This is a genomic window from Bradyrhizobium sp. CIR48 (genome assembly GCF_014198315.1).
Taxonomy (GTDB): Bacteria; Pseudomonadota; Alphaproteobacteria; order Rhizobiales; family Xanthobacteraceae; genus Bradyrhizobium.
The window spans coordinates 43,095-64,381 of record NZ_JACIHG010000008.1 but is presented as its reverse complement, the minus strand read 5'-3'; the positions used below and the strand labels follow the sequence as shown (position 1 = coordinate 64,381).

The following is a 21,287-nucleotide window of genomic DNA, read 5'->3' as shown; positions in this document are numbered from 1 at the left end:
GCGCCCCGGAACGACTGCCCCTACGACATGAACCGCATCAACTTCTCCAACCGCGCGATCTTGCCGCCATAGGGCGGATAGAGATCGGCGAGGCGGTTGAACTTGGAGCGATAGAATACCGGCTTCAACTTGCTGAACGTGCGAAAGCCCCATTCGCCGTGATAGGCGCCGGTGCCGGATGCGCCGACGCCGCCCATCGGCTGGTTGATTTGCGTGAAGTGAAACAGGCAGTCGTTGATGGTGACGCCGCCGGAGATGGTGCGGGCCAGCACCTCGTCGCGCGCGGTGCCGTCCTTGCCGAACCAGTACAGCGCCAGCGGCCGGTCGCGATGGTTGATGAAGGCGATGGCGTCAGTGGGATCGCGATAGCCGAGAATCGGGAGCACCGGCCCAAAAATCTCCTCCTGCATCGCCGCCATCGCGTCGGTCGCCCCGACGATCAGCGTCGGCGGGAATTTGCGGTGCGCCTTCCAGTTCGGATCGTCCGCTTTCGCCGGCTGCAGGATTTTGGCGCCGCGCTCTGCCGCGTCCGCGACGAGGCCTTCGAGCCGGGTGTAATGCCGGTCCGAGATGATCGAGGTGTAGTCCTTGTTCGCCGGATCGGTGCCGAACATCCGCCGCATCTGGGCGCGCACGTTCTCGGCGAAGGCCTGCAACGAGCGCTCCGGCACCAGCACATAGTCCGGCGCGATGCAGGTTTGCCCTGCATTGAGCAACTTGCCGTAGGCGATGCGCTCGGCCGCTTCATCGAGGTCGGCCGAGGCGTCGATGATCGCAGGCGACTTGCCGCCGAGCTCGAGGGTAACCGGCGTCAGGTTACGCCCCGCGGCCTCCGCGACCAGCCGCCCGACCCGGGTCGAGCCGGTGAACACGAGGTGATCGAACGGCAGGCGCGCAAACGCCTCTGCGATCTCGCCCTCGATGCCGGTGACGAGCAGCTCGGTCGCATCGAATCGCGCGGCGACCGTCTCCTTCAGCAGGCCTGCGAAGTGCGGCGTGAGCTCGCTCGGCTTGATCAGGACGCGGTTGCCGGCGGCTAGCGCGCCGATCGCGGGCGCGAGCGTGAGCTGGAGCGGATAATTCCAGGGCGCGATGATGCCGACGACGCCGAGCGGCTGCGGCATCAGCCGGTTGCGCGCCGGCAGGAATTGCAGCGCGGTCGCGACGCGCTGCGGCGCCATCCAGCTCTTGAGGTACTTTGTGGCGTGCCGGATCTCGGAAAACAGCAACATCGTCTCGGCGATGGTGGTCTCGACCGCCGAGCGGTGGCCGAAATCGGCCGAGATCGCCTGCCGGAAGCGCTCCTCATTGTCGGCGATCACGGCGCGCAGCCGCGCCAGCCGGTCAAGCCGCTCGGCAAGGCCGGCCGGCGGCTCGTCCCGCGACGGCACGACCATGTTGTGGAAGGCCTCCTCCAGCGCTCCGACCGGGGCGCTCGTCAGGGATTTGTCCACGGCGATCCTCCCTCACCGGCGTTTCAGCCTTAATCTTGTTGCCGCAAGCTGGCCCTTTGTGGAACTTCTGGCAAGAGCACAGGGAACGCAGCCAAAATCGGTCGCTTCCCCTGTCATAAAGTCGAAAAAAACGTTCCCGCAGCCCTTTCCAAAGGCAGCTCGCCTTGATACATACGCCCCGCACCCGACGGGCTTTGCCCCGGGTTGCCTTCCAAGGAAGCCTTTGGGACGGACGAGAAAAGCCACGCGAACAGCGCAGGCCTCAACCGACCGTCCCCGGGATCCAACTGAAGGCAAAGCAAGTGTTTAACGCGGGGTGGAGCAGCCCGGTAGCTCGTCAGGCTCATAACCTGAAGGTCATAGGTTCAAATCCTATCCCCGCAACCAAATTCGGATTTCACCGGATCCGATACGAAAATGGCCCGCGAAAAGCGGGCCATTTTTGTTTTGGGCGACGGATCGTCGAACTGTCTCGGGCCGTCAGCGCAATGACGATTCATTCCAGGCTCATCGCGCTTTAGTCCCGGCTGCGCACTCCGCTCGGACTGTCGCCGAACCGCAACCGGAACAGGCGGTTGAAATGCGACACGCTGGAGAATCCGACTTGCGCGGCGATCTCGGCGATGGGCCGGTTCGGAAACCGTGTGAGCAGCGCGAAGGCGCGCTTCAACCGCAGCTCGTTGACGCGCGCGACGAATGATGCGCCGGACTGCTCGAGCAATTCCTGCAGGTAGCGCGGCGAAATGTCCTGTTGGCGCGCGACGCTTGCGACCGAAAGCGCAGGATCGGCGAAGTGCTTGCCGATATGCTCGATGGCCGATGCAAGTCGCGCCGCGGCAACGGCGCCCTTGCCTTGCTCGAGCGTGCCGCGGTTCGCGCCGATGGCGAGCGCGGCAAGGTCGTGGATGTGATTGACGATCACCTGCTGCAAGGCAGGATCGGTCGGCTCCATATCGGCCTGGATCATCCGGAGATAGCGCAGAAACAGCTGCAGCGCCTGCTGGCGGCCGGACACCGGCTTCATGAAAACGCTGCTCACATCATGCAGGCGCTCGGCGAGCGGCGTTCGCGGAAAGAGCAGCGCGAGGTGAGTTGTCCCGCACAGCCGGCCGGGCTCGTCCGGACGTACGAGTACCGCGTCGCCGAGGTTCAGCGTCACCTCGGTACCACGCTGAAACGCCAGTGCCGACGTACCGAGATTGACGATCATTCCGACGGAGTCGTCACTGGCCGCCGCCTGCGCGCGCGTCCGCTCGAGCGCCGCCGCTGTGCCGTCGCACAGCGCCATTCGCACGCCCGGCAATCTCTGCAACATGGCCTCGGCGCGGAACGGGACCTCCGGCGCCAACGGCGCAATATCGACACTGACGATGGTCCTGCCGAACTCCTCCCGCCAGCGGGTCAGCCTGTCACGTTCGGGAAGCTCGTCCGTCGTAAACCGCGTCGGCTTTGGGTCAATGTCATCGACATGCATGGCGATTGGCACCGGGAAATTTCGGCAACCGTAACCATTCGGCTTAAGTACGGCAACGTGCATAGCGACGGTGTTATGCTGCTTTTTTCGGCGCTGGCGCGGGGAAGTGTTCGCAAAAAGAAAAGAGCGAGTTCGCAATAGATCAACGACCAGCCATCGCGCCGAACGCCCGACTCCTCATGCGACGCGCGTGCACAAGCGTGGACATCCTCGTCTCATGGGTTGCAATGCTGTTGAGACGGCGCCGCCCGTCCCTCGCCGACTCGCAATTTGCAAAGCCCGTCGCGCCTTAGATCAAGCGTGCGGAAAGCGATGTTGCGCCTCGACGACAGCCCACCCGCGCCAACCATGCCAGATTGTCCCGAGCGCTCGATTCAACGCCGAGCGCGCCGCAGTTACGGGTTTGTCGGCAGCGCAGCACGCCGCGCTGACAGCAGGGAATGGGACGCCAATGCGTTTCCCTCGGAGGGGGTCATGAATTTCAGCACGTTGTTCGATCGCAGGCGAAACGCATTGCTGGCCGGCGCGGCTCTCGGCTTGATTCTGGCAAGCGGCCTCACGACGGCGGCACGCGCCGACGGCGGTACCGGCGGTGCGTCCGGGCCGGTTGCAGGCGGCGCGGGGGGCATCGGTGATTCTGGTGCGGCTGGAGCTGATGGGACGACGAACACCGCTACTGGCTTCCTCGGCCTATGGGGCAGCGGGGGAGGCGGAGGTGCGGGTGGTGGCGGCAATGGCGGTAACCGGGGCGGAGCATCGGTAGGCGGCGGCGGTGCGGGGGGCACGGCCGGCTCTCCAGATGGAGCCGCGGGGGTCCTTGGTGGCGGCGGTGGCGGCGGCTTTAACGGCGCGGTGGCGGGTAACGGCGGGGCCGGTGGCGATGCGGCTGGCGTCAGCGTCGGAGCGGGGTCTGGTACGACCACCTTGGGCGGAGCCGGCGGCGGCGGTGGCGGGGGCGGTGGCTTCGGCCTCGGCACAGGCGGTTCAGGCGGTGCAGGCGGTGCAGGCGCCGCCACGGAGGCCTTCACGACGTCCAACGGTGCCGGCGATGTTGTGACTATCATCGTCGGCGGTGGCGGTGGCGGAAACGGCGGCGACGGCGGTGTGGGCAATCTGCATGGCGGATCGTTCAGCACCAGCAGCGTCGGTGGCGCTGGAGGCGCGGGCGGAGTAGGCGGCCAGGGCATCGCTGATGTTACGGTGACCGGTTCGGGAGCAACTGCGAATGCGACCGGAACTGGAGGCAACGGCGCCGACGGCGGCGATGGCGGGATCGGAAATCTGCAAGCCGGGTCCTTTACCTTCAACGCCAACAGCATCGGCGGCGCCGGCGGCGCGGGCGGGACCGGCGGCAACGCCACCGCGACGGCGACTGCCAACCTGATCGACGGTGGCGCACTCTCGATAGCGACTGGTGCGATGGGCGGCACCGGAGGCAACGGCGGTGCAGGGCTTGAAGTCACGGGCTCGAATGCGACCGTGCTCAATGCGGCGACCTCAACCGGCGGCAACGGCGGCGCTGGAGGTAATGGCGGTGACGCTGATGCCACTGCATCGGGCGAATTCGCCACTGTTGTCTCAACCGGCGGAAACGGTGGCAAAGGAGGCATCGGCGGCGCCGGTGCAGTGTTTACCGGTTCGAGCGTCAGCTTCACCAATCTCGGTAGCGTGATCGCCGGAAGCGGTGGTGCTGGCAGAAACGGCGGCGGGGGCGCGTATACGATAGCTGGTCTCATCAGATCCAGTTCGTGGTACGTAGGCGCCGGGGGCACTGGCGGCGCCGGCGGAACAGGTGTTCTGTTTGGCAGCACGAACTCGCTCTTCAACAACGCAGGGTCGGTCGCCGGCGGCGCGGGAGGCGCAGGTGGCGCAGGCGGTTTGGCGAGCGGCGCCGGGGGGCAAGGCGGGGCGGGCGTGCAATTTGCAGCTTCCGGAGCCACATTCATCAATTCCGGCCAGATTTCCGGCGGCAATGGCGGTGCCTCATTCGGCGTCAACAAAGGTGCGGGCGGCGCCGGCGTCATCGGCTCGGGCCTCACGATCACCAACAGCGGCACGATCAGCGGCGGTCTCGATGGCGGCGGAACGGTCAGGCAATTTGCGATCGAGCTGACCGGTGGCTCCAATGCCATCAGTCCGGGCGGCACTATCACCGGCGGAATCCAATTGCAGGCTGGTTCGCTGATGCCGGCGCTGCCCGGCTCGACGGTTGGCGCAACGCTGAACGTCAACGGTCCGACGTTCCTGGCGCCAGGTTCGGCCTACACCATCCGCCTCAGTGGCGCAGCCAACGATTCCATCACCGCAACCGGCGTTGCGACGGTGTCCGGCGCAACCGTGTCGGCGACGATCTCCGGCGGTTCGGGCAGTCCTTTCGGCCAGCACACCATCATCACGGCCAGCGCGATCAGCGGCACGTTCGCCTCGTTCTCCGCGTCATCGACGTCAGCCTTCCTGCAGGAATCGCTGTCGTACGATGCGACGCACGTCTACCTGAACATTACCGGCAACGGCGCTGGCGGTAATGTGGACTTCACGACGGTCACGCAGACGGTCAATCAGTTCAACGTCGCGTCCGCGCTGAACGCGGCGGGCAACGCCAATGGCTTCAGCGGACCGCTCTTCAACGCCCTTGTGGGCCTTTCCGCTGTGCAGGCGCGTGCCGCATTCACGTCCCTTGACGGCGAAGCGGCGACAGGGGCGCAGCGCGCCTCCTTCCGCTTCATGGACCAGTTTCTCAATTTAATGCTCAACCCCTTTGTCGACGGCCATTTCGGCGCCGCCACGGGCGGTGGTGTCACCGGCTTTGCGCCGGAGGAGCAGGCCAACCTGCCGCCGGACTTGGCGCAGGCCTACGCATCGGTGTTCAAGGCGCCGCCACCTGCAAGCTTCGCGCAGCGCTGGAGCCTGTGGAATGCTGCGTTCGGCGGCAGCGGCAAGACCAGCGGCGATCCCGTGATCGGTTCGACCGACACCAGGCTCAGCACCTATGGGGTCGCCGGCGGTATCGATTATCGCCTCTCGCCCTCGACGGTGATCGGCCTGGCTGCGGCCGGCGGCGGCACCAATTGGGGATTGTCCGATAGCCTGGGCAGCGGCCGCAGCGAGTCCGCGCAAATCGGCGCCTATGCAAGGACGGTGATCGGTCCGGCCTACATCGCCGAGTCGATCGCCTTTGCCAATCACTGGTTCACGACCGACCGAACCGCGCTCGGCGGCAATCTGCGCGCGACCTTCACCGGCCAGAGCATCGGCGCGCGCATCGAAGGAGGTTACCGTCTTGCCGTGACGCCCAACTTCGGGATCACGCCCTATGCGGCGGCGCAGGCGCAGGCATTTCGCTCCGGCGCCTACAGCGAGACCGACGTGAATAATCTGGGCTTCGGCCTGACCTATGCAGCCAAGCAAGCCACCGATGTCCGCACCGAGCTCGGGGCCCGTTTTGATCATCCGACACTGCTCGGCGGCACGCCGCTGATCGTGCGCGCGCGGCTGGCCTGGGCACACGATTTCGTTGACACGTCTTCGCTCAATGCGGCGTTTCAGACGCTGCCGCTCTCGAATTTCACGGTGTTCGGCGCACCGATCCCGCACGACTCCGGCCTCGCCTCGATCGGTGCGGATTGGTATCTGAACCAGAACTGGAAACTGCTTGCCAAATTCGATGGTGAATTTGCCAAGCGCTCGGACCTCTACGCCGGCACAGTGGCGCTGCGGTACTCCTGGTGATGGGAGCGCCCCGCGCAAGGGGCGCCAGCGATCGAGGTCAATCCGCATCGAGCGATCGTGCACGGCCGAGGCCGCCGACTGCCATGAACAATTGCGACATGCCCGCGAAGCCGCGAGCACGCATGATCAATGACAACAGAAGCCTTCAGTAAGCGAGCTTTGGATACCAGTCGGTGCCGCGCCCCTCTGGCGTGGTGTCTAAGATGGTCCAGAGCGGATCGAAGTCGGGCGCGCCGCGGGGATCCTGTTGGGGGTCAGCCATCGTGGCACCCATCTCGCCGGACCAGAAATGCTGGATCGTGCCGTCGCGCTGCGTGAACACGCTGTAGCCGGGCACGTCGGCGTCCTCGGCGCTGACGTAGTCGCGCGTGTAATCGCCGGAGAGGTCGGAGAAGATCTTGTGTCGTGTCCAGCCGCGCGCCTTCTTTGCCTCGATCAACCGCGCGATCGGCGATCGCGCGATGAAGACGAAGGCGATACGCTGCTCGATGTCGGGCAATTTATGTTCCCACGTGCTCATGAATGAGGTGCACATCGGGCAGGGCGTCTGCCGCTGCGGCCCGAACATGTAGCTGTAGATCGCGAGCGTCTGCTTGCCGTCAAACAAATCGGCGAAACTCGCTTTGCCGTTCTCGCCTTCGAACACGTAGTCCTTCTTCACCTCGCCCCCGGGCGGCAGGGACCGGCGCAGTTCAGCGACACGCTCGATATGACGACGCAGTTCGATCTCCTCGGCCAGGAGGCTTTGGCGGGTGCGGCGGTAGTCGGCGCTTTCGTTGGGAAAATGAGCTTTGTTCGTGCGAGCGAGCTCGGAAGCAGGCTTCAGTATGGAACTATTCATGGCGTGACCTCTGGTTGGGGCCTCTCCGTGAAGACGTCCGGCGGCCCCTCGTTCCGACACCTACGCTCACTTATTTGACATAGCCCGAACGACACGCCGTTACGGCCGGAACCCAATTTGGATCCGGGCGTCGATATGCAATTGCGGACTTGCTTGGTTCGCCGTCGCTCGGAAGGGCTGGTCCAATGAAGTTCGAGGATTTCGAGGCCGCCGATGTTCAGGCGGAGGAAGCGCGGATTTTCATCCGTCGGGCCGGTTCGGGGCCGGCGATTCTCCTGCTGCACGGATTTCCCCAGACGCATCTGATGTGGCGAGACGTTGCGCCGTTGCTCGCGCAAGACTTCACCGTCGTCTGCGCCGATCTTCGCGGATATGGTCGCAGCGCTTGTCCGCCTTCGAGCCCGGACCACGCGCCCTATTCGAAGCGGGCGATGGCGAGGGACATGGTGTCCGTCATGACGAAGCTTGGCTTCGATCGCTTCTCGGTTGCGGGCCATGATCGCGGTGGCCGTGTCGCTTACCGGCTCGCGCTCGACCATGGCGACCGCGTGGAGCGGCTCGCCGTCCTCGACGTCGTTCCGATCGCCGATGCCTGGGAGCGTGCCGACAAAGAACTGGCGGTCGGCTATTGGCCCTGGTCGTTGCTCGCGCAGCCTGAACCTCTCCCTGAGCGGCTATTGTCCGCAGCCCCCGATGCCGTCATCGACAATGCGCTCCATGGCTGGGGGTCGCGAGCAGACAGTTTCAGTCAGTCCGTCCGGACGTCCTATGTCGAGGCGTTGCGCGATGAGGCGCATGTTCACGCGATCTGCGAGGAATATCGCGCGGCGGCGACGATCGATCATGAGCATGATCTGGCGGATCGCAATTCCGGCCGCCGGATTGATTGCCCTGTCCTGATCCTCTGGAGCCGCCGCGGCCCGTTGAATTCCTGGTATGCGAGCGAGGGCGGCCCCTTGGGGCTATGGCGGACCTGGGCCGATGACGTGCAAGGAAAGCCGCTCGATGGAGGACATTTCTTTCCGGAGGATATTCCGCAGCAGACGGCCCTTGAGCTGAATCGGTTCTTCGGGAGCGATAGCTAGTTGCGCGTTCGCAACCTGCGAAGATGGCTCGCTCGCATCCGGCGCGATGCTCGCCACGATCTTGGTGCTGTCGGCATCCGACCGCCCCTCCGGCCAAAACTGGCCGACCACGATGGTGCCTTCGACCTCCAAGAGTCCAACGGGGCATCGACCGCTCCTCTCAAACCGGCGCGGTCGCTCCCTTGAGGCGGCGCCCCCCGCGTGGGGACGGGCGCGCCGCGCGCGCGACCCTGGCAAACAAAACGCCCGCGCACCTCAAGTGCGCGGGCGACGATCGAAGCCGGTTGCGTCTGCAGATCAAGACCTGTGCGGACAGACCATCGTCAGATTCAGCAGCGTCGGCTTGTCCGAGCCCTTCTTGTACTCCCACTCCAACCGGATCTCGTGCCGATGGGCATAGGCATCGCTTGCCGCGTGGCTGATGATCTTCGTCTTCATCGGGATCGGCGGCTCCGAGTTGAAGCATTTCCGCACGCAGGCATCGAGCAGGTCACATCGTGTCAGCGGGATGACGCCGGGCTCGTCCTTGGAGAGCGGGACCGTGTTCGGCTGGGTGCTCAGGTCGACCCGAGCCCGGCCCTTCTCCTTGTGCCAGTACTTGGCGCTGCCCTGCGGCCATATCGACGGCGGGTTCAAGATCAAATGGTATTGGCCGTATTCCAGGGTCGGCAGGTCGATGTCATCGGATGCCTTGAGCTTGGCGACACTCTTTTTCATGTTCGCCAGGGGATAGTAATTGGCGTTCATCAAGTCTCGAAATGCCTTGCCGCTATATACCAGTCCGGCCATCGCCTCTTTCCTCGATATGTCTGATTGTCAAAAACCGTAGCGTCTGGCCGCAAATACGCGCGATGCGGCGGCCGATCACACAATTTGTTGTGTGCAGGCACGCTACCATCCACGACTGCACTTCGTCCAGCGAGCTACCATCCGGTAAGGTCGCGTATCCCGCAAGCCTAATTGCCATGTAGTCCTCTATTGGTAATGTAAGCTGAAGGTCTCGCGGGCGCGGGTAGCGAAGACTGCTGAGGCAGTCGTTTGAAGGCGCTGGAATGCATTGCTTCGCGTGTCAGTCGGCGATCGGTCCGGGCGATAGCTGGTGCTCCAAATGCGGAGCGGCGGTCCGCGAGCGCGCTGAGCCCGACAGCGAACGGCGGTTCGTGACCATTTTGCGCGCCGACGTCGTCGATTCCACTGGACTTGTTGCCGAGCTGGAGCCGGAGGCGGCGGTGTCGCGCCTTGAGCCGGCTCTCGCGGCGATGAGAGGCGCGGTGCGCCAGTTTGGCGGCATCGTCAGCAAGGAGCTCGGGGACGGGCTGGCCGCGGTGTTCGGTGCCCCGATCGCCGACGACAACCACGCGCCGCTCGCCTGCCACGCGGCCATCGAGCTCGTTCGGCGTGTTGGCAGCCTGGGCGATCCCGGCCTTCAGGTCCGGGTCGGGCTCCACTCGGGGCATGTGGTCGCCTACATGGTCGCCAGCGAATTTTCCAAGGTTTATGAGATCGGCGGGGCCGCCCAGCATCTGGCCGCGCGGCTGGAAGCGGCGGCCGAGGCGAACCAGGTCTACGTCTCTGAGGCCTGTCAGAAGCTGGCGGACGGGCATGTCCGCTTCGAATTCCTGGGTCGCAAGACGCTCCGCGGTTTCGGCGAGCCGATGCCCGTGTACCGGGTCATGGGCGCGAGCGATCTTTCGAGCTGGCGGGTCCGGCGTGCGCGCAGTGTTTCCCGATTTGTCGACCGCACGACGGAGCGGGCCTTGCTGTGGCGTGCGGCCGAAAGGGTCAGCGCCAGCCGCCAGACCGTTCTGCTCATGGGTGACGCCGGCATCGGAAAGTCGCGGCTTGCGCACGAGTTCGCGCAGGATCTTCGCGCCAGCGGCTGGCGGCTGATCGATGCCGAGTGCAGCCCGAATCTCCAGGGCGCGCCGTACAGCGCCCTCAAGCGATTGTTGCTGTCGATCTTCGACTTGGCCGCAAGGGATCAGGTCAGGACGGATGATCCCAGAGGGGCGTTGCCGGCCGTGCAGCAGCGAGCCATCGACGCGGTCCTGGACCTGCCGATCTCCGATCCGCAATGGGACGAACTGGAGCCGCACGCGCGCGGTCGCGCGATTTCGGATGCGAGCTGCGCGATCGTCGAGAGCATCGCCCGTCGTCAGCGCACGATCCTTCTGATCGAAGACCTGCATTGGATCGATCGGGCCAGCGATACGGTCATGGCCACTCTCTCCGCGCTGCAATGTCCCGATTTGCTCGTGCTGCTGACCACGCGGCCCAACGGGATGCCGGTGTGGATTGCGCGCTGTCACGCAGAGATCGTGGCGATGCGGCCCCTCGACGACGATTCGGGCCTGGCCATGCTCGCGGAAATGCTCGGCCCCGCCACCACCAACGCGGACCTGAAGAACCGGATCATCTCCCACACCGCAAACGTCCCGCTGTTCATCGAGGAAGTCTGCCGCAGTCTGAAGGACAGCGGCTTGCTCCTCGGTCAGTGGGGCGACCTGTCTCTTGCGCGTCCCGTGGAAGAGCTCGGCATTCCCACCAGCATTCAAGGTGTGATCGCGGCGCGGCTCGATCGCGTGTCACGACAGGAACGGTCGCTCCTGCAGATCGCCGCGGCGTTTGGTCCCCGGACAAACCAGGCCCTGCTTCGGAAGATCGCGGCCTTGCCGGAAGGCGTGCTGCAGGATTGCCTCACCGCGCTCGACCGGGCCGAACTGCTCGTCAGGATCGATAGCGAGTTGGAGGACTCGCTCGAATTTCGGCACGAGATGGTCCGGCAGGTGACCTACGATTCCATGGTCGAAAAGGTGCGCGAAAGCATCCATGCCAGCATCCTCGCAGCGCTCGAGGACGACGAGGCATCGAACGACGGGCCGGACGCGCTCTGCTATCACGCGACGAGGGCGAAGGATTGGCAGAAGGCGTTTCACCATGGCAGAAGCGCCGCTCGAAAATGTCTGGTGCGCTCAGCCTATGCCGACGCGGTCGACTATTTCGAGATCGCGATGGGGTCTCTCGACAAGACCCCGGTGACGCAAGCGCGAGAAGCAGACGCCATCGATCTCCGGATGGAGGCGCGTTTGGCCTTTGCCGGATCGGGGCGCGTCGCCGAAGCCCTGGATCTGGGACGCGAAGCCGAACGGCGCGCCGATGCAATCGACGACATCGGGCGCAAGATCGCGGCCATGACCGTGAGAGCGGGCGCGCAGAACTTCTACGGAACGCCGGTCGAAGCTGTCGCGATCGGGGAAGAGGTCGTGCGTCTGGCGGAAAGCTCAGGCAATCCCGGCTGGCGTAATCTCGCACAATATGGTCTTGGGCAGGCCTATTTTCTCTGCGGCCGCTATCATAGCGCCGAGAAGATGCTGGCCGCGGCACGTGCCGGTCTCGTGGGTTCGGCATCGAGTGCCCCGATCGGCACGACTCCACGATCCTTGCTCCTCCTCTGCTGCATGATGAACGCCATCACTCACACCGTCATGGGCGAGCTCGACACCGCCGAGCAGCTTCAGCAACAGGCGGCTGCGATCGCGGAGGAGACCGGACGTCCCTACGACCGCGTCGCCGCCGCCTATAGCGGCGGCTGCCTGATGCTCGGCCGGGGCGACCCGGCGGCGGCCGCCGCCATTCTCGAAGACGGGTTTGTGCTGGCGCAGAAGCACGGCATCCGCCTGTTCGTGCCGGTGCTCGCCTGCCACCTCGGCATGGCCTATCTGGAGCAGGGGCTGTTCGACCGGGCGCGCGGCATGCTGACCGAGGCGCGCGAGGAGGCCAAGGCGGTCGGCTACACCTCGGCGGTGCTGCGCAGCTCGATCTACCTTGCACTCGCGACCTGCCGCCTCGGCGATGTCAGGACCGCGCAGAACATGCTGCGCGAGGCGCGCAACACCGCCCGCCAGCAGGGGTTTTCGGGCCTTGAGGCCGAGGCCCTGTTCGGCGAAGCCGTTGTGACGCCCGCCTCGAGTACCGAGAGCAGGGCGGCCATCCTTACCGCGCTGCGCGCCGCCATCGCGATCGCCTCCGAAAGCGGCGCGGGGCCGCTCCAGCGCAAGGCCGAGGCGATGCTGACCGAGGTGCTCGCCCAGGGCAGCGAGCTGATCTGACGCCGCGCCCGGCAAGGTCTGCGCCTCACCAAACCGCCGGCCCAAAATGCCGAACGAATCTCGTAGGCAGCACAAGGGGTTAGCTACTGTGCATGGGGTTGTTTTCGACATAATTGGTCGGGCGCTGCCTCCAGACGGCTGCGAGAGGCAGCCTCGCTCACCGCAGTGACGAACCCCTTGCACCGACGCCAAGGTGGGCTACCGTCGTTGACTAGCCGCAGGGCCAGGTGACTTTTGATCTCGATTTTTTAGCATCGCATTTTGCCGGCGCCGCCATGGCGCGACGCCTACCGGATGAGGCGGGGCCATGATCACACGGGACCAGTCAGCTTTGTTGGCGCCGGTCGAGCGCGACCTCAGGCTCGATCTCTTCCGCGGCATCGGCCTGTGGATGATCTTCCTCGATCACATCCCGCACGACGTCGTGGCCTGGCTGACGCTGCGCAATTACGGCTTCAGCGATGCGGCCGAATTCTTCGTCTTCATCTCCGGCTATCTGGTCGGCTGGATCTACGGACCGATCGTCGCCGGCGGCTGGTTTCTCGCCGCGATGAAGCGGCTGTGGCGGCGTGCGGCCGAGCTGTATGTCGCGCACATCATGCTGTTCCTTCTGTTCACCGCGCAGATCGCCCGCACCGCGCGCCGCTTCGACAATCCGATGTACCAGCATGAGTTCAACGTGTTCAACTTCCTGGCGCATCCGGACGAGCTGATCGGGCAGGCGATCGTGCTGAAATACAAGCCGGTCAATCTCGACGTGCTGCCGCTCTACATCACGCTGGTGCTCGCCTCACCTTTCATCGTCTGGTGCCTGGTGCGCCGGCCGAACCTGACGCTCGCCGCCTCGGTCGTGCTCTACGTGCTGGCGCGCTGGTTCAACTGGAACATCGCTTCCTACCCGCCCGGCACGACCTGGTACTTCAATCCGTTCTGCTGGCAGTTGATGTTCGTGTTCGCGGCCTGGTGCGGCGTCGGCCAGATCGACAAGGTCGCCAGATGGGTGTGGTCGAGGGCGGCGATGGGTCTGGCCGCGGCCTGGCTGGTGTTCGCGCTGCTGATCGTGATGACCTGGCACGTCCCCGCGCTCGAGGCGCTGATCCCGAAATGGATGATCAAGGCGATCTACCCGATCGACAAGACCGACCTCGACATGCTGCGCTTCACGCATTTCCTGGCATTGGCAATCTGGGTCACCCACTTCCTCTCGCGCAAATGGCGGGCGCTGCATGGGGTCTGGCTGCGCCCCGTGATCCTCTGCGGCCAGCACTCGCTGCCGATCTTCTGTCTCGGTGTGTTCCTGTCGTTCTCGGCGCACTGGATCCTGACGCAATACACCAAGGGCGTCTGGGAGCAGTTCGCCGTCTCCATCGTCGGCATCGTCATCATGGTCGGCGCGGCCTGGCTGCTCAACCGCGCCGAGCGCGTGCCGAACCTGTTCGTGAAGGTGACCGAGGTCGAGGAGCCGGAGATGGTCGAGAGCGCGCAGGCCGCGACCGCCGGCGCGGCTCCCGCGAGCCGCTGAAGCATCGTCCGCATTTCCGGGAGAGCCCAATGTCCAAACGTTTGTTGACGATCGCCGGCACTCTCCTGTTTCTCGCCTGCGGTGCATCGGCACAGGCGCCGTCGCCGGAGGCGATGAGCGCGGCACGCAAGCTCGTCGTCACCTTGAAGATCGCCGATCAGTACCGCGCATTGCTGCCGCAGCTCCTGCTCAAGCTTCGGCCCGTGGTCGCGCAGGACAGGCCGGAGATCGAGCGCGACTACGATGCGGTGACGGCACCCGGCTCAGAGATCTATGCTCCGTTCGTAGCGTCCATGGTCGAGCAGATCGCGGCGTTCTATGCCCAGAGCTTCACGGTGGATGAGCTGCGCCAGATCGAGGCGTTCTATGCCCAGCCGGCCGGGAAGAAGTTTTTGGAGAAGTCGGATGCGCTGGCGCAGGCGAGTGCGCAAATCGGCCAGGACGTCAGCCAGAAGGCCGCCGACGAACTGAAGCAGCGCCTGATCGAGGCGCTGCGCCAGAAGGGGCACAAGCTGTAGAGTCGCGCGCTAAGCCAGGAATGCGCGGAACCGCCGCAGCGCGATCAGGAAGAAGATGCCGCCGATCACGGCGAGCGCGACCAGCTGCGGCCACACCGCCTCCAGGCCCGCGCCGCGGAACAGGATCGCCTGGGCGAGCATCACGAAATGCGTGTTGGGCGCCGCCAGCATGATGTCCTGGACGAATTGCGGCATACTCTCCCGCGGCGTCATGCTGCCCGACAGGGTCTGCAGCGGCAGCAGGATCATGATCAGCAGCAGCCCGAACTGCGGCATCGAGCCGGCGACGGTGGCGAGGAAGATGCCCATGCTGGTGGTGGCAAACAGCTGCAGCGCGGCGCCGACGAGGAACAGCGCCAGCGAGCCGTCGATCGTCACCTCTAGCCATCCCTTGACGACGAAGGCGATCGACAGCCCAGAGGCGACCAGCACCACGGCCCCCATCGACCAGACCTTGCTCACCATGATCTCCAGCGGCGTGACCGGCATCACCAGGAGGTGCTCGATGGTGCCGTGCTCGCGCTCGCGGATCAGCGCCGCACCCGTCAGGATGATCGAGAGCATCGTGATCGAGGTGATCACGTGGTCGATGGCGCCGAACCAGGATTTCTTCAGCTCCGGATTGAACCGCGCCCGCAGCGCCAGCTCGATCGGCGCGGCCTGGGCATCGCGCGTATGCGCCAAAAACTCCGCGACTTCCGCGCTGACGATCTGCTCGACATAGCCGCCGCCGTTGAACGCCTGCGAGATGCGTGTCGCATCGACGTTGAGCTGGATCGTGGGCGATTTGCGCGCCAGCAGGTCGCGTTGGAAGTCGGGCGGGATGTCGAGTGCGAAAGTGTCGAGGCCGGCGTCCATCCTCCGGTCCATCTCATATTGCGAGATCAGGCGCGGCGCGGAGAAATAGGGCGCGGTGAACGCCATCTCGATGCGGGTCGAGATCGGCGAATGGTCCTCGTCGACGACCGCGATCGCGGCGCGGTTCAACGTTTCCGGCAGCGCCTTCGCGCCGGCATAAACCGCCAGCGTGAAGGAATAGACGATGAGCACGAGCAGCGTGGGGTCACGCACCAGGCCGCGCAATTCCTTGATGCCGAGCTGGAATACGTTGTCGAAGCGCATGGTCAGCGGGCCTGTTTCTTCAGCAGCATCGCGCCGGCGATCACCAGGACGGGCACCATGACTGCGAGCGCCAGGAGATCGTTGTGGAGGGTGTCGAACGCCAGGCCCTTGGAGAAGGTGCCGCGCGAGATCGTGACGAAATAGGTGGCGGGATAGAGCCGTCCAATCAGCGCGCCGGCCCCCTGCAGCGACGACACCGGGTCGATCAGCCCGGAATACTGGATGGCCGGAATCAGCGTGATCAGCACCGTGCCGAACAGGGCCGCGATCTGGCTGTTCATGAAGGCCGAGATCACCAGCCCCATGCCGGTCGTCGCCGTGACGTAAAGCAGCGCGGCGAGCGCGTAGGTCGGAAAGCTCCCAGTGAAGGGCACGCGGAAGACGACGAGGGCAAAGCCGACCAGGAGGAGGAAGTTTCCGAACGCCAGCACGACATAGGGCAGCTGCGTGCCGAGCAGGAATTCCATCCGCGTCACCGGCGTCACGTAGAAATTGACGATCGAGCCGAGCTCCTTCTCGCGCACGACCGCGAGCGCCGCGAGCACCGCCGGGATCATCACCAGCAGCAGCGGAATAATGCCCGGCGCCATGGCGACGACGCTGATGACATCGGGATTGTAGCGATAGCGCAGCTGGAGCTGATAGGAGCCGGCGATTGCCGCCTCGCCATAGAGCTCGCGGCCCTTCTGCGCGAGCCAGGTGGCGTGGATCGCCTGGGCATAGGAGCGCAGCGTTTCGGCCCTGGTCGGATTGGCGCCGTCGACCCAGGCGCCGATCTCGACATGGCGGCCGCGGCTGACGTCGCGGCCGAAGCCCGCCGGCAGCTCGATGGCGAGCCCGATCTCGCCGGCGCGCATGCGGCGGTCGAGATCGGCGTAATCGGTGATAGGGGATTTTTCGGTAAAATAGCGCGAGCCCGCGATCTGGAGGCTGTAGTCGCGGCTGATCGCGCTGTCGTCGCGGTCGAGCACGGCGAAGGTCAGGTTCTCGACGTCCATGCTGATGCCATAGCCCAGCACGAACAGCAGCAGCACGCTGCCGAGGATTGCGAGCGTGGCGCGGATCGGGTCGCGCCGCAGTTCGAGCGCCTCGCGCCGGGAATAGGCGAGCATGCGCGTCGGATTGAACCTCGCACCGCGCTTGCGCGGCGGCTCCGCTGTCGCGGCCGGTAGAGGCGATGCGATCGCAGGCTGGCCGGCCGGCTCCGCCGTATCCGCGATCGCCTCCTCCAGGCAGGCGATGAAGGCCTGCTCCAGCGTCGCGGTGCCGCGCGCCGCCACGATCGCGGCGGGGGTGTCCGACGTCAGCACCTTGCCCGCATGCATCAGCGAGACCCGGTCGCAGCGCTCGGCCTCGTTCATGAAATGGGTCGAGACGAAGATGGTGACGTTGTCCTTGCGGGAGAGCTCGGCGAGGATCTGCCAGAAGCGGTCGCGGGCGACCGGGTCCACGCCGGAGGTCGGCTCGTCGAGGATGAGGATGTCGGGCGCATGGATCATGGCCACCGCCAGCGACAATCGCTGCCGCAGCCCGAGCGGCAACGCATCGGGCAGGGCGTCGGCGACGTCGGCGAGGTCGAACCGGCCGATCATCTCTTTGATGCGCGCGGCGACGGTGTCCGCCGGCAGCTCGAACAGCCGCGCATGCAGGTCGAGATTTTGCGCGACCGTGAGCTCCGAATAGAGCGAGAAGCCCTGCGACATGTAGCCGATGCGCCGCCGCACCGACATGTCGCCGGCATCGATGGTCTTGCCGAACAGCCGCGCGGTGCCTTCGCTTACGGGCAGGAGGCCGGTGAGCATCTTCATGGTCGTGGTCTTGCCGCACCCGTTCGAGCCGAGAAAGCCGAAGATCTCGCCCTTCCTGATGCGGAAGCTGACGTCGTCGACGGCGACGAAGCCGTTGAACCGTCGGGTCAGGTGGTCGGCCTCGATCGCTGTCTCGTCGTGGCCTTCACTCCGCGGCGGGATCACGACATCGGTATGGTCGCCGCGATCCGCTTCGGGCAAGAGGCGGATGAACGCGTCATCGAGCGTGTCGGCCCCGGTCTGCCGCTTGAGCTCGGCGGGCGTTCCGGTCGCCAGCACGCGGCCAGCGTTCATCGCGATCAGGACATCGAACTGCGCGGCCTCTTCCATATAGGCGGTCGAGACGATCACGCTCATGCCGGGCCGGCTGTCGCGGATCGAGCTGATCAATTCCCAGAACTGGCGGCGCGACAGCGGATCGACGCCGGTGGTCGGCTCGTCCAGGATCAAGAGCTCGGGATCGTGGATCAGCGCGCAGCACAGGCCGACCTTCTGCTTCATGCCGCCGGAGAGTTTTGCTGCGGGCCGGTCAGCGAAAGCCGTGAGCCCGGTGTCGCGCAGCAGGCCGGCGATCCGCCGGTGCCGCTCGGCCTTGTCGTGTCCGAACAGGCGGCCGAAGAAGTCGATGTTCTCGAACACCGACAGCGTCGGATACAGATTCTTACCGAGGCCTTGCGGCATGTAGGCGATGTCGGGGCACACGTTGCGGCGATGGCGCGAACTCGCCATATCGCCGCCGAGGACGTTGATGCGCCCCTGCTGGATCGCGCGGGCCCCGGCGATCAGCGAGAGCAGGCTCGATTTGCCGACGCCGTCGGGGCCGATCAGTCCGACCATGCAGCCGGACGGCAGGTCGAGCGTGATGGCATCGAGCGCCCGGGCCTTGCCATAGCTCAGGCCCACGCCTTCGAGATGCACCACGCTGCCGCGCCCGGCAGGCAGCTCGGCTGCGGCCGTCGTGCTCATCTCGTCAGCTTGATGTTGAGATTGCCGGGCCATTGCGCGGCCGGATCGAGCTGCACATACGCCATGCCGGGCAGGCCGGTCTTCACATGCTCGATGTGCTGGCGCAGCAGCTCGGGTGCGATATGTGCCTTGATGCGGAACATCAGCTTCTGGCGTTCCTCCTCGGTCTCGACGGTCTTGGGCGTGAACTGTGCGACGTCGGCGACGAAGGTGGCCTTGGCAGGGATCACATATTGCGGGATGGCGTCGAGCACGAGGCGAACCTCGGCGCCCATCGCGACGCGCCCGGCATCGGCCGTCGGCAGGAAGAACGTCATGTAGACGTCGCCGAGATCGACCATGTTGAGGACGCGGCCGCCGGCGGCGAGCACTTCGCCGGGCTGCGACACGCGATACTGCACGCGGCCGTCGCGCGGCGCCTTCAGGACGCTGTCGTTGAGGTCGGCATTGATGCTTTCGATCGCGGCCTTCGCGGCGTCGACCGAGGCGCCGGCATCGATCACCATGGCGCGGGCGGAGCTGATCGCGGCCTCGGATGCGGCGACCTGAGCGTGGGACGCGGCGAGCGCCGCCTTGGCCGTGGCGTTGGCGGAACGGTCGTCGTCCAGCACCTGCTGCGATACCGCACTGGTTCTGATCAGTTGCTCGGAACGATCGAGCTTGCGGCTCGTGGTGTCGAGCTGAGCGATGCGCTGGTCGACCACGGCCTCGGCGGCCCTGCGTTCGGCTTCACGCTGGTTCACCAGGCTCTTCGCGGTCTCGACATTGATCGTCGCGCGCTTGAGCTGCGCGTCGGCCTGGCGGCGCTGGGCCTGCAATTGCTCGGTGTCCATACGCGCCAGAACCTGGCCCGCGCGCACGAAGTCACCTTCGTTGACCAGGATCTCGCGAATCCGGCCCGGCGTCTTGGTCGCGATGTCGATCTCGACCGCCTCGATGCGGCCGTTGCCGCGGGCGAAGCCTGCCGGCAGTGTGTTGGTATCGCGGTGCTGCCAATAGTAATAGCCGCCGCCAGCAACGAGCACGGCGATCGCGGCGATGACGCGACCCGGGGTGAAGTTCATCTGTTCAAAACGCCGTGAGGCGGCGCCCACTGTTGAGACACGAACGCCCGGCCGCCGAAGGCGCGGAAGGGCGAGCCCAACATTGCAGCGAATTTTGCATCGCAACTTGATGCAGATCAGACGGCGGCGCGCTGCACCCGTGCCTCATGTTTGGGCGGCGCGCCATCGTCGCCGCTCGTCCGCACAGATTGCCCAAGCGGACGAGCGAGGCTTGCTGAACAGATGACCATCCGCGATCCAGGCCGCTTCACTTCACCAGCGGGCAGCCGCCATCCTTCAGGGGCCGAAACGCCTGATCGGCGGGCACCTCGGCGAGCAGCTTGTAATAATCCCACGGCCCCTTCGATTCCTCCGGCTTCTTCACCTGGAACAGGTACATGCTGTGCACCATGCGGCCGTCCTCGCGCAGCACGCCGTTGTCGGTGAAGGCGTCCTTCACCGGCAGCTCGCGCATCTTCGCCATCACCGTCTTGGTGTCCCTGGTGCCGGCCGCCTGCACGGCCTTGAGGTAATGCAGCGTCGCGCTGTAGGTCGCGGCCTGGTTCATCGTCGGCATGCGCTTGACGCGCTCGAGGAAGCGCTTGCCGAAGGCGCGGGTCTTGTCGTTGAGATCCCAGTAATAGGCCTCGGTGATGATCAGGCCTTGCGCGAGCTTGAGGCCCAGGCTGTGCACGTCGGAGATGAACATCACGATCGCCGCCAGGTTCTGTCCGCCGGCGACGATGCCGAACTCACCGGCCTGCTTGATCGCGTTGATGGTGTCGCCGCCGCCGTTGGCGAGGCCGATGATCTTGGCCTTGGAAGCCTGGGCCTGGAGCAGGAACGAGGAGAAATCGGCGGTGTTGAGCGGATGCTTGACGCTGCCCAGTACCTTGCCGCCCGCAGCCTTTACGACATCGCCGGTATCGCGCTCGACCGAATGGCCGAACACGTAGTCGGCGGTGAGGAAGAACCAGGTGTCGCCGCCGTTCTTGACGATGGCGCTGCCGACGGTGTGCGCGTTGGCATAGGTGTCGTAGGTCCAGTGCGCGGTGTAGGGCGAGCAGGATTTTCCGGTGATGTCGGAGCTGGCCGCATCCGTCACGATCATGATCTTCTCGTACTGCTTCGACAGCTCCATCACCGCGAGCGCGGTCGCCGAGGTCGGCAGGTCGATGATCATGTCGACGCCTTCGGTCTCCCACCATTTGCGCGCGATGGTGGAGGCGACGTCGGGCTTGTTGAGCACGTCGGCCGAGACCATGTCGATCGGCTTGCCGAACATCTGACCGCCGAAATCCTCGATTGCCATTTTGGTCGCCTCGACATTCCCCATGCCGCCGATGTCGGAATAGACGGAGGAGAAGTCGGAGAGCACGCCGATCTTGAGCGGCGCCTGCTGGGCCGAGGCAGGGGTGATCAGGGCAGCCGACAGCAAGCCGGCCGCAGACACGAGTGCTGCGATGGGTCTCATGGATACGTTTCCTCTTGAGCGGGACTATTCTGTCCCTTTGTCCGACAAAGCTAGAGTGGGGTTCCGGCGGAGTCAATTTCCTCGGCGGATGTTATGAATGATGTAGTTTGACGCACCCATCGTCGGTGCCTATACTTTGTCC

At 65.2% G+C, this 21,287-nt stretch carries 13 protein-coding genes and 1 tRNA gene; 6 read left to right on the top strand and 8 right to left on the bottom strand.

Going from position 1 to position 21,287, the window contains the following annotated elements; all coding sequences use genetic code 11:
• Positions 1–20: 20 nt before the first annotated feature.
• Complete coding sequence (locus tag GGD66_RS24160) at positions 21–1,397, bottom strand: coniferyl aldehyde dehydrogenase (RefSeq protein ID WP_246788977.1); 1,377 nt, start codon at positions 1,395–1,397, stop codon at positions 21–23.
• A 367-nt stretch (positions 1,398–1,764) separates the two neighbouring features.
• Here GGD66_RS24160 and GGD66_RS24155 point away from each other — a divergent pair.
• Positions 1,765–1,841, top strand: a tRNA-Met gene (locus tag GGD66_RS24155).
• Between the two features lie 130 nt (positions 1,842–1,971).
• On the opposite strand, the gene GGD66_RS24150 is transcribed toward GGD66_RS24155, so the two are convergent.
• Complete coding sequence (locus tag GGD66_RS24150; RefSeq protein ID WP_177237028.1) at positions 1,972–2,928, bottom strand: AraC family transcriptional regulator; 957 nt, start codon at positions 2,926–2,928, stop codon at positions 1,972–1,974.
• Between the two features lie 474 nt (positions 2,929–3,402).
• On the opposite strand from GGD66_RS24150, the gene GGD66_RS42070 reads away from it, so the two are divergent.
• On the top strand, positions 3,403–6,657 hold the full coding sequence (locus tag GGD66_RS42070) for an autotransporter outer membrane beta-barrel domain-containing protein (RefSeq protein WP_183259186.1): 3,255 nt from the start codon (positions 3,403–3,405) through the stop codon (positions 6,655–6,657).
• 145 nt (positions 6,658–6,802) lie between these two features.
• Here the strand turns inward: GGD66_RS42070 and GGD66_RS24140 are convergent, their stop codons facing one another.
• Positions 6,803–7,498 carry a DUF899 family protein gene (locus GGD66_RS24140; RefSeq protein WP_183259185.1) on the bottom strand — a complete coding sequence of 232 codons (696 nt, stop codon included), beginning with the start codon at positions 7,496–7,498 and terminating at the stop codon, positions 6,803–6,805.
• Positions 7,499–7,683: 185 nt separating this feature from the next.
• Between GGD66_RS24140 and GGD66_RS24135 the strand changes: the two genes are divergently transcribed.
• The gene (locus GGD66_RS24135) at positions 7,684–8,583 is read left to right on the top strand and encodes an alpha/beta fold hydrolase (RefSeq protein WP_183259184.1); all 900 of its coding nucleotides are present in this window, start codon (positions 7,684–7,686) and stop codon (positions 8,581–8,583) included.
• A 297-nt stretch (positions 8,584–8,880) separates the two neighbouring features.
• Here GGD66_RS24135 and GGD66_RS24130 read toward each other — a convergent pair whose 3' ends face one another.
• The gene (locus GGD66_RS24130) at positions 8,881–9,372 is read right to left on the bottom strand and encodes a hypothetical protein (protein WP_018321397.1); all 492 of its coding nucleotides are present in this window, start codon (positions 9,370–9,372) and stop codon (positions 8,881–8,883) included.
• 263 nt (positions 9,373–9,635) lie between these two features.
• On the opposite strand from GGD66_RS24130, the gene GGD66_RS24125 reads away from it, so the two are divergent.
• From GGD66_RS24125 to GGD66_RS24115, 3 genes are all read left to right on the top strand, one after another.
• Entirely contained in the window at positions 9,636–12,692 is a 3,057-nt protein-coding gene (locus tag GGD66_RS24125; RefSeq protein ID WP_183259183.1) for an AAA family ATPase, read from the top strand.
• 307 nt (positions 12,693–12,999) lie between these two features.
• Positions 13,000–14,214: an OpgC domain-containing protein gene (locus GGD66_RS24120; RefSeq protein ID WP_018321399.1), complete on the top strand. Its 1,215-nt coding sequence runs from the start codon at positions 13,000–13,002 to the stop codon at positions 14,212–14,214.
• 29 nt (positions 14,215–14,243) lie between these two features.
• Positions 14,244–14,732 carry a DUF2059 domain-containing protein gene (locus GGD66_RS24115; RefSeq protein ID WP_018321400.1) on the top strand — a complete coding sequence of 163 codons (489 nt, stop codon included), beginning with the start codon at positions 14,244–14,246 and terminating at the stop codon, positions 14,730–14,732.
• A 9-nt stretch (positions 14,733–14,741) separates the two neighbouring features.
• On the opposite strand, the gene GGD66_RS24110 is transcribed toward GGD66_RS24115, so the two are convergent.
• The 4 genes from GGD66_RS24110 to GGD66_RS24095 all read right to left on the bottom strand — a co-directional run bounded on the left by GGD66_RS24110 (position 14,742) and on the right by GGD66_RS24095 (position 21,145).
• The gene (locus GGD66_RS24110; protein ID WP_018321401.1) at positions 14,742–15,854 is read right to left on the bottom strand and encodes an ABC transporter permease; all 1,113 of its coding nucleotides are present in this window, start codon (positions 15,852–15,854) and stop codon (positions 14,742–14,744) included.
• Positions 15,855–15,856: 2 nt separating this feature from the next.
• Entirely contained in the window at positions 15,857–18,628 is a 2,772-nt protein-coding gene (rbbA, locus tag GGD66_RS24105; RefSeq protein WP_183259182.1) for a ribosome-associated ATPase/putative transporter RbbA, read from the bottom strand.
• A complete protein-coding gene (locus tag GGD66_RS24100; protein WP_183238120.1) occupies positions 18,625–19,692 on the bottom strand; it encodes an HlyD family secretion protein in 1,068 nt (355 codons plus the stop codon). The genes rbbA and GGD66_RS24100 overlap by 4 nt, the downstream gene beginning before the upstream one ends.
• A gap of 247 nt (positions 19,693–19,939) precedes the next feature.
• On the bottom strand, positions 19,940–21,145 hold the full coding sequence (locus GGD66_RS24095; RefSeq protein WP_091955879.1) for an ABC transporter substrate-binding protein: 1,206 nt from the start codon (positions 21,143–21,145) through the stop codon (positions 19,940–19,942).
• Between the last annotated feature and the right edge of the window lie 142 nt (positions 21,146–21,287).

Excerpts from the sequence above, each read along its gene's own strand:
- GGD66_RS24160 (WP_246788977.1), bottom strand. The coding sequence starts at position 1,397 with ATGGTCGTGCCGTCGCGGGACGAGCCGCCGGCCGGCCTTGCCGAGCGG.
- GGD66_RS24120 (WP_018321399.1), top strand. The coding sequence starts at position 13,000 with ATGATCACACGGGACCAGTCAGCTTTGTTGGCGCCGGTCGAGCGCGAC.
- rbbA (WP_183259182.1), bottom strand. The coding sequence starts at position 18,628 with ATGAGCACGACGGCCGCAGCCGAGCTGCCTGCCGGGCGCGGCAGCGTG.
- GGD66_RS24125 (WP_183259183.1), top strand. The coding sequence starts at position 9,636 with ATGCATTGCTTCGCGTGTCAGTCGGCGATCGGTCCGGGCGATAGCTGG.
- GGD66_RS24150 (WP_177237028.1), bottom strand. The coding sequence starts at position 2,928 with ATGCATGTCGATGACATTGACCCAAAGCCGACGCGGTTTACGACGGAC.
- GGD66_RS42070 (WP_183259186.1), top strand. The coding sequence starts at position 3,403 with ATGAATTTCAGCACGTTGTTCGATCGCAGGCGAAACGCATTGCTGGCC.
- GGD66_RS24130 (WP_018321397.1), bottom strand. The coding sequence starts at position 9,372 with ATGGCCGGACTGGTATATAGCGGCAAGGCATTTCGAGACTTGATGAAC.
- GGD66_RS24095 (WP_091955879.1), bottom strand. The coding sequence starts at position 21,145 with ATGAGACCCATCGCAGCACTCGTGTCTGCGGCCGGCTTGCTGTCGGCT.
- GGD66_RS24100 (WP_183238120.1), bottom strand. The coding sequence starts at position 19,692 with ATGAACTTCACCCCGGGTCGCGTCATCGCCGCGATCGCCGTGCTCGTT.
- GGD66_RS24140 (WP_183259185.1), bottom strand. The coding sequence starts at position 7,498 with ATGAATAGTTCCATACTGAAGCCTGCTTCCGAGCTCGCTCGCACGAAC.
- GGD66_RS24135 (WP_183259184.1), top strand. The coding sequence starts at position 7,684 with ATGAAGTTCGAGGATTTCGAGGCCGCCGATGTTCAGGCGGAGGAAGCG.
- GGD66_RS24110 (WP_018321401.1), bottom strand. The coding sequence starts at position 15,854 with ATGCGCTTCGACAACGTATTCCAGCTCGGCATCAAGGAATTGCGCGGC.
- GGD66_RS24115 (WP_018321400.1), top strand. The coding sequence starts at position 14,244 with ATGTCCAAACGTTTGTTGACGATCGCCGGCACTCTCCTGTTTCTCGCC.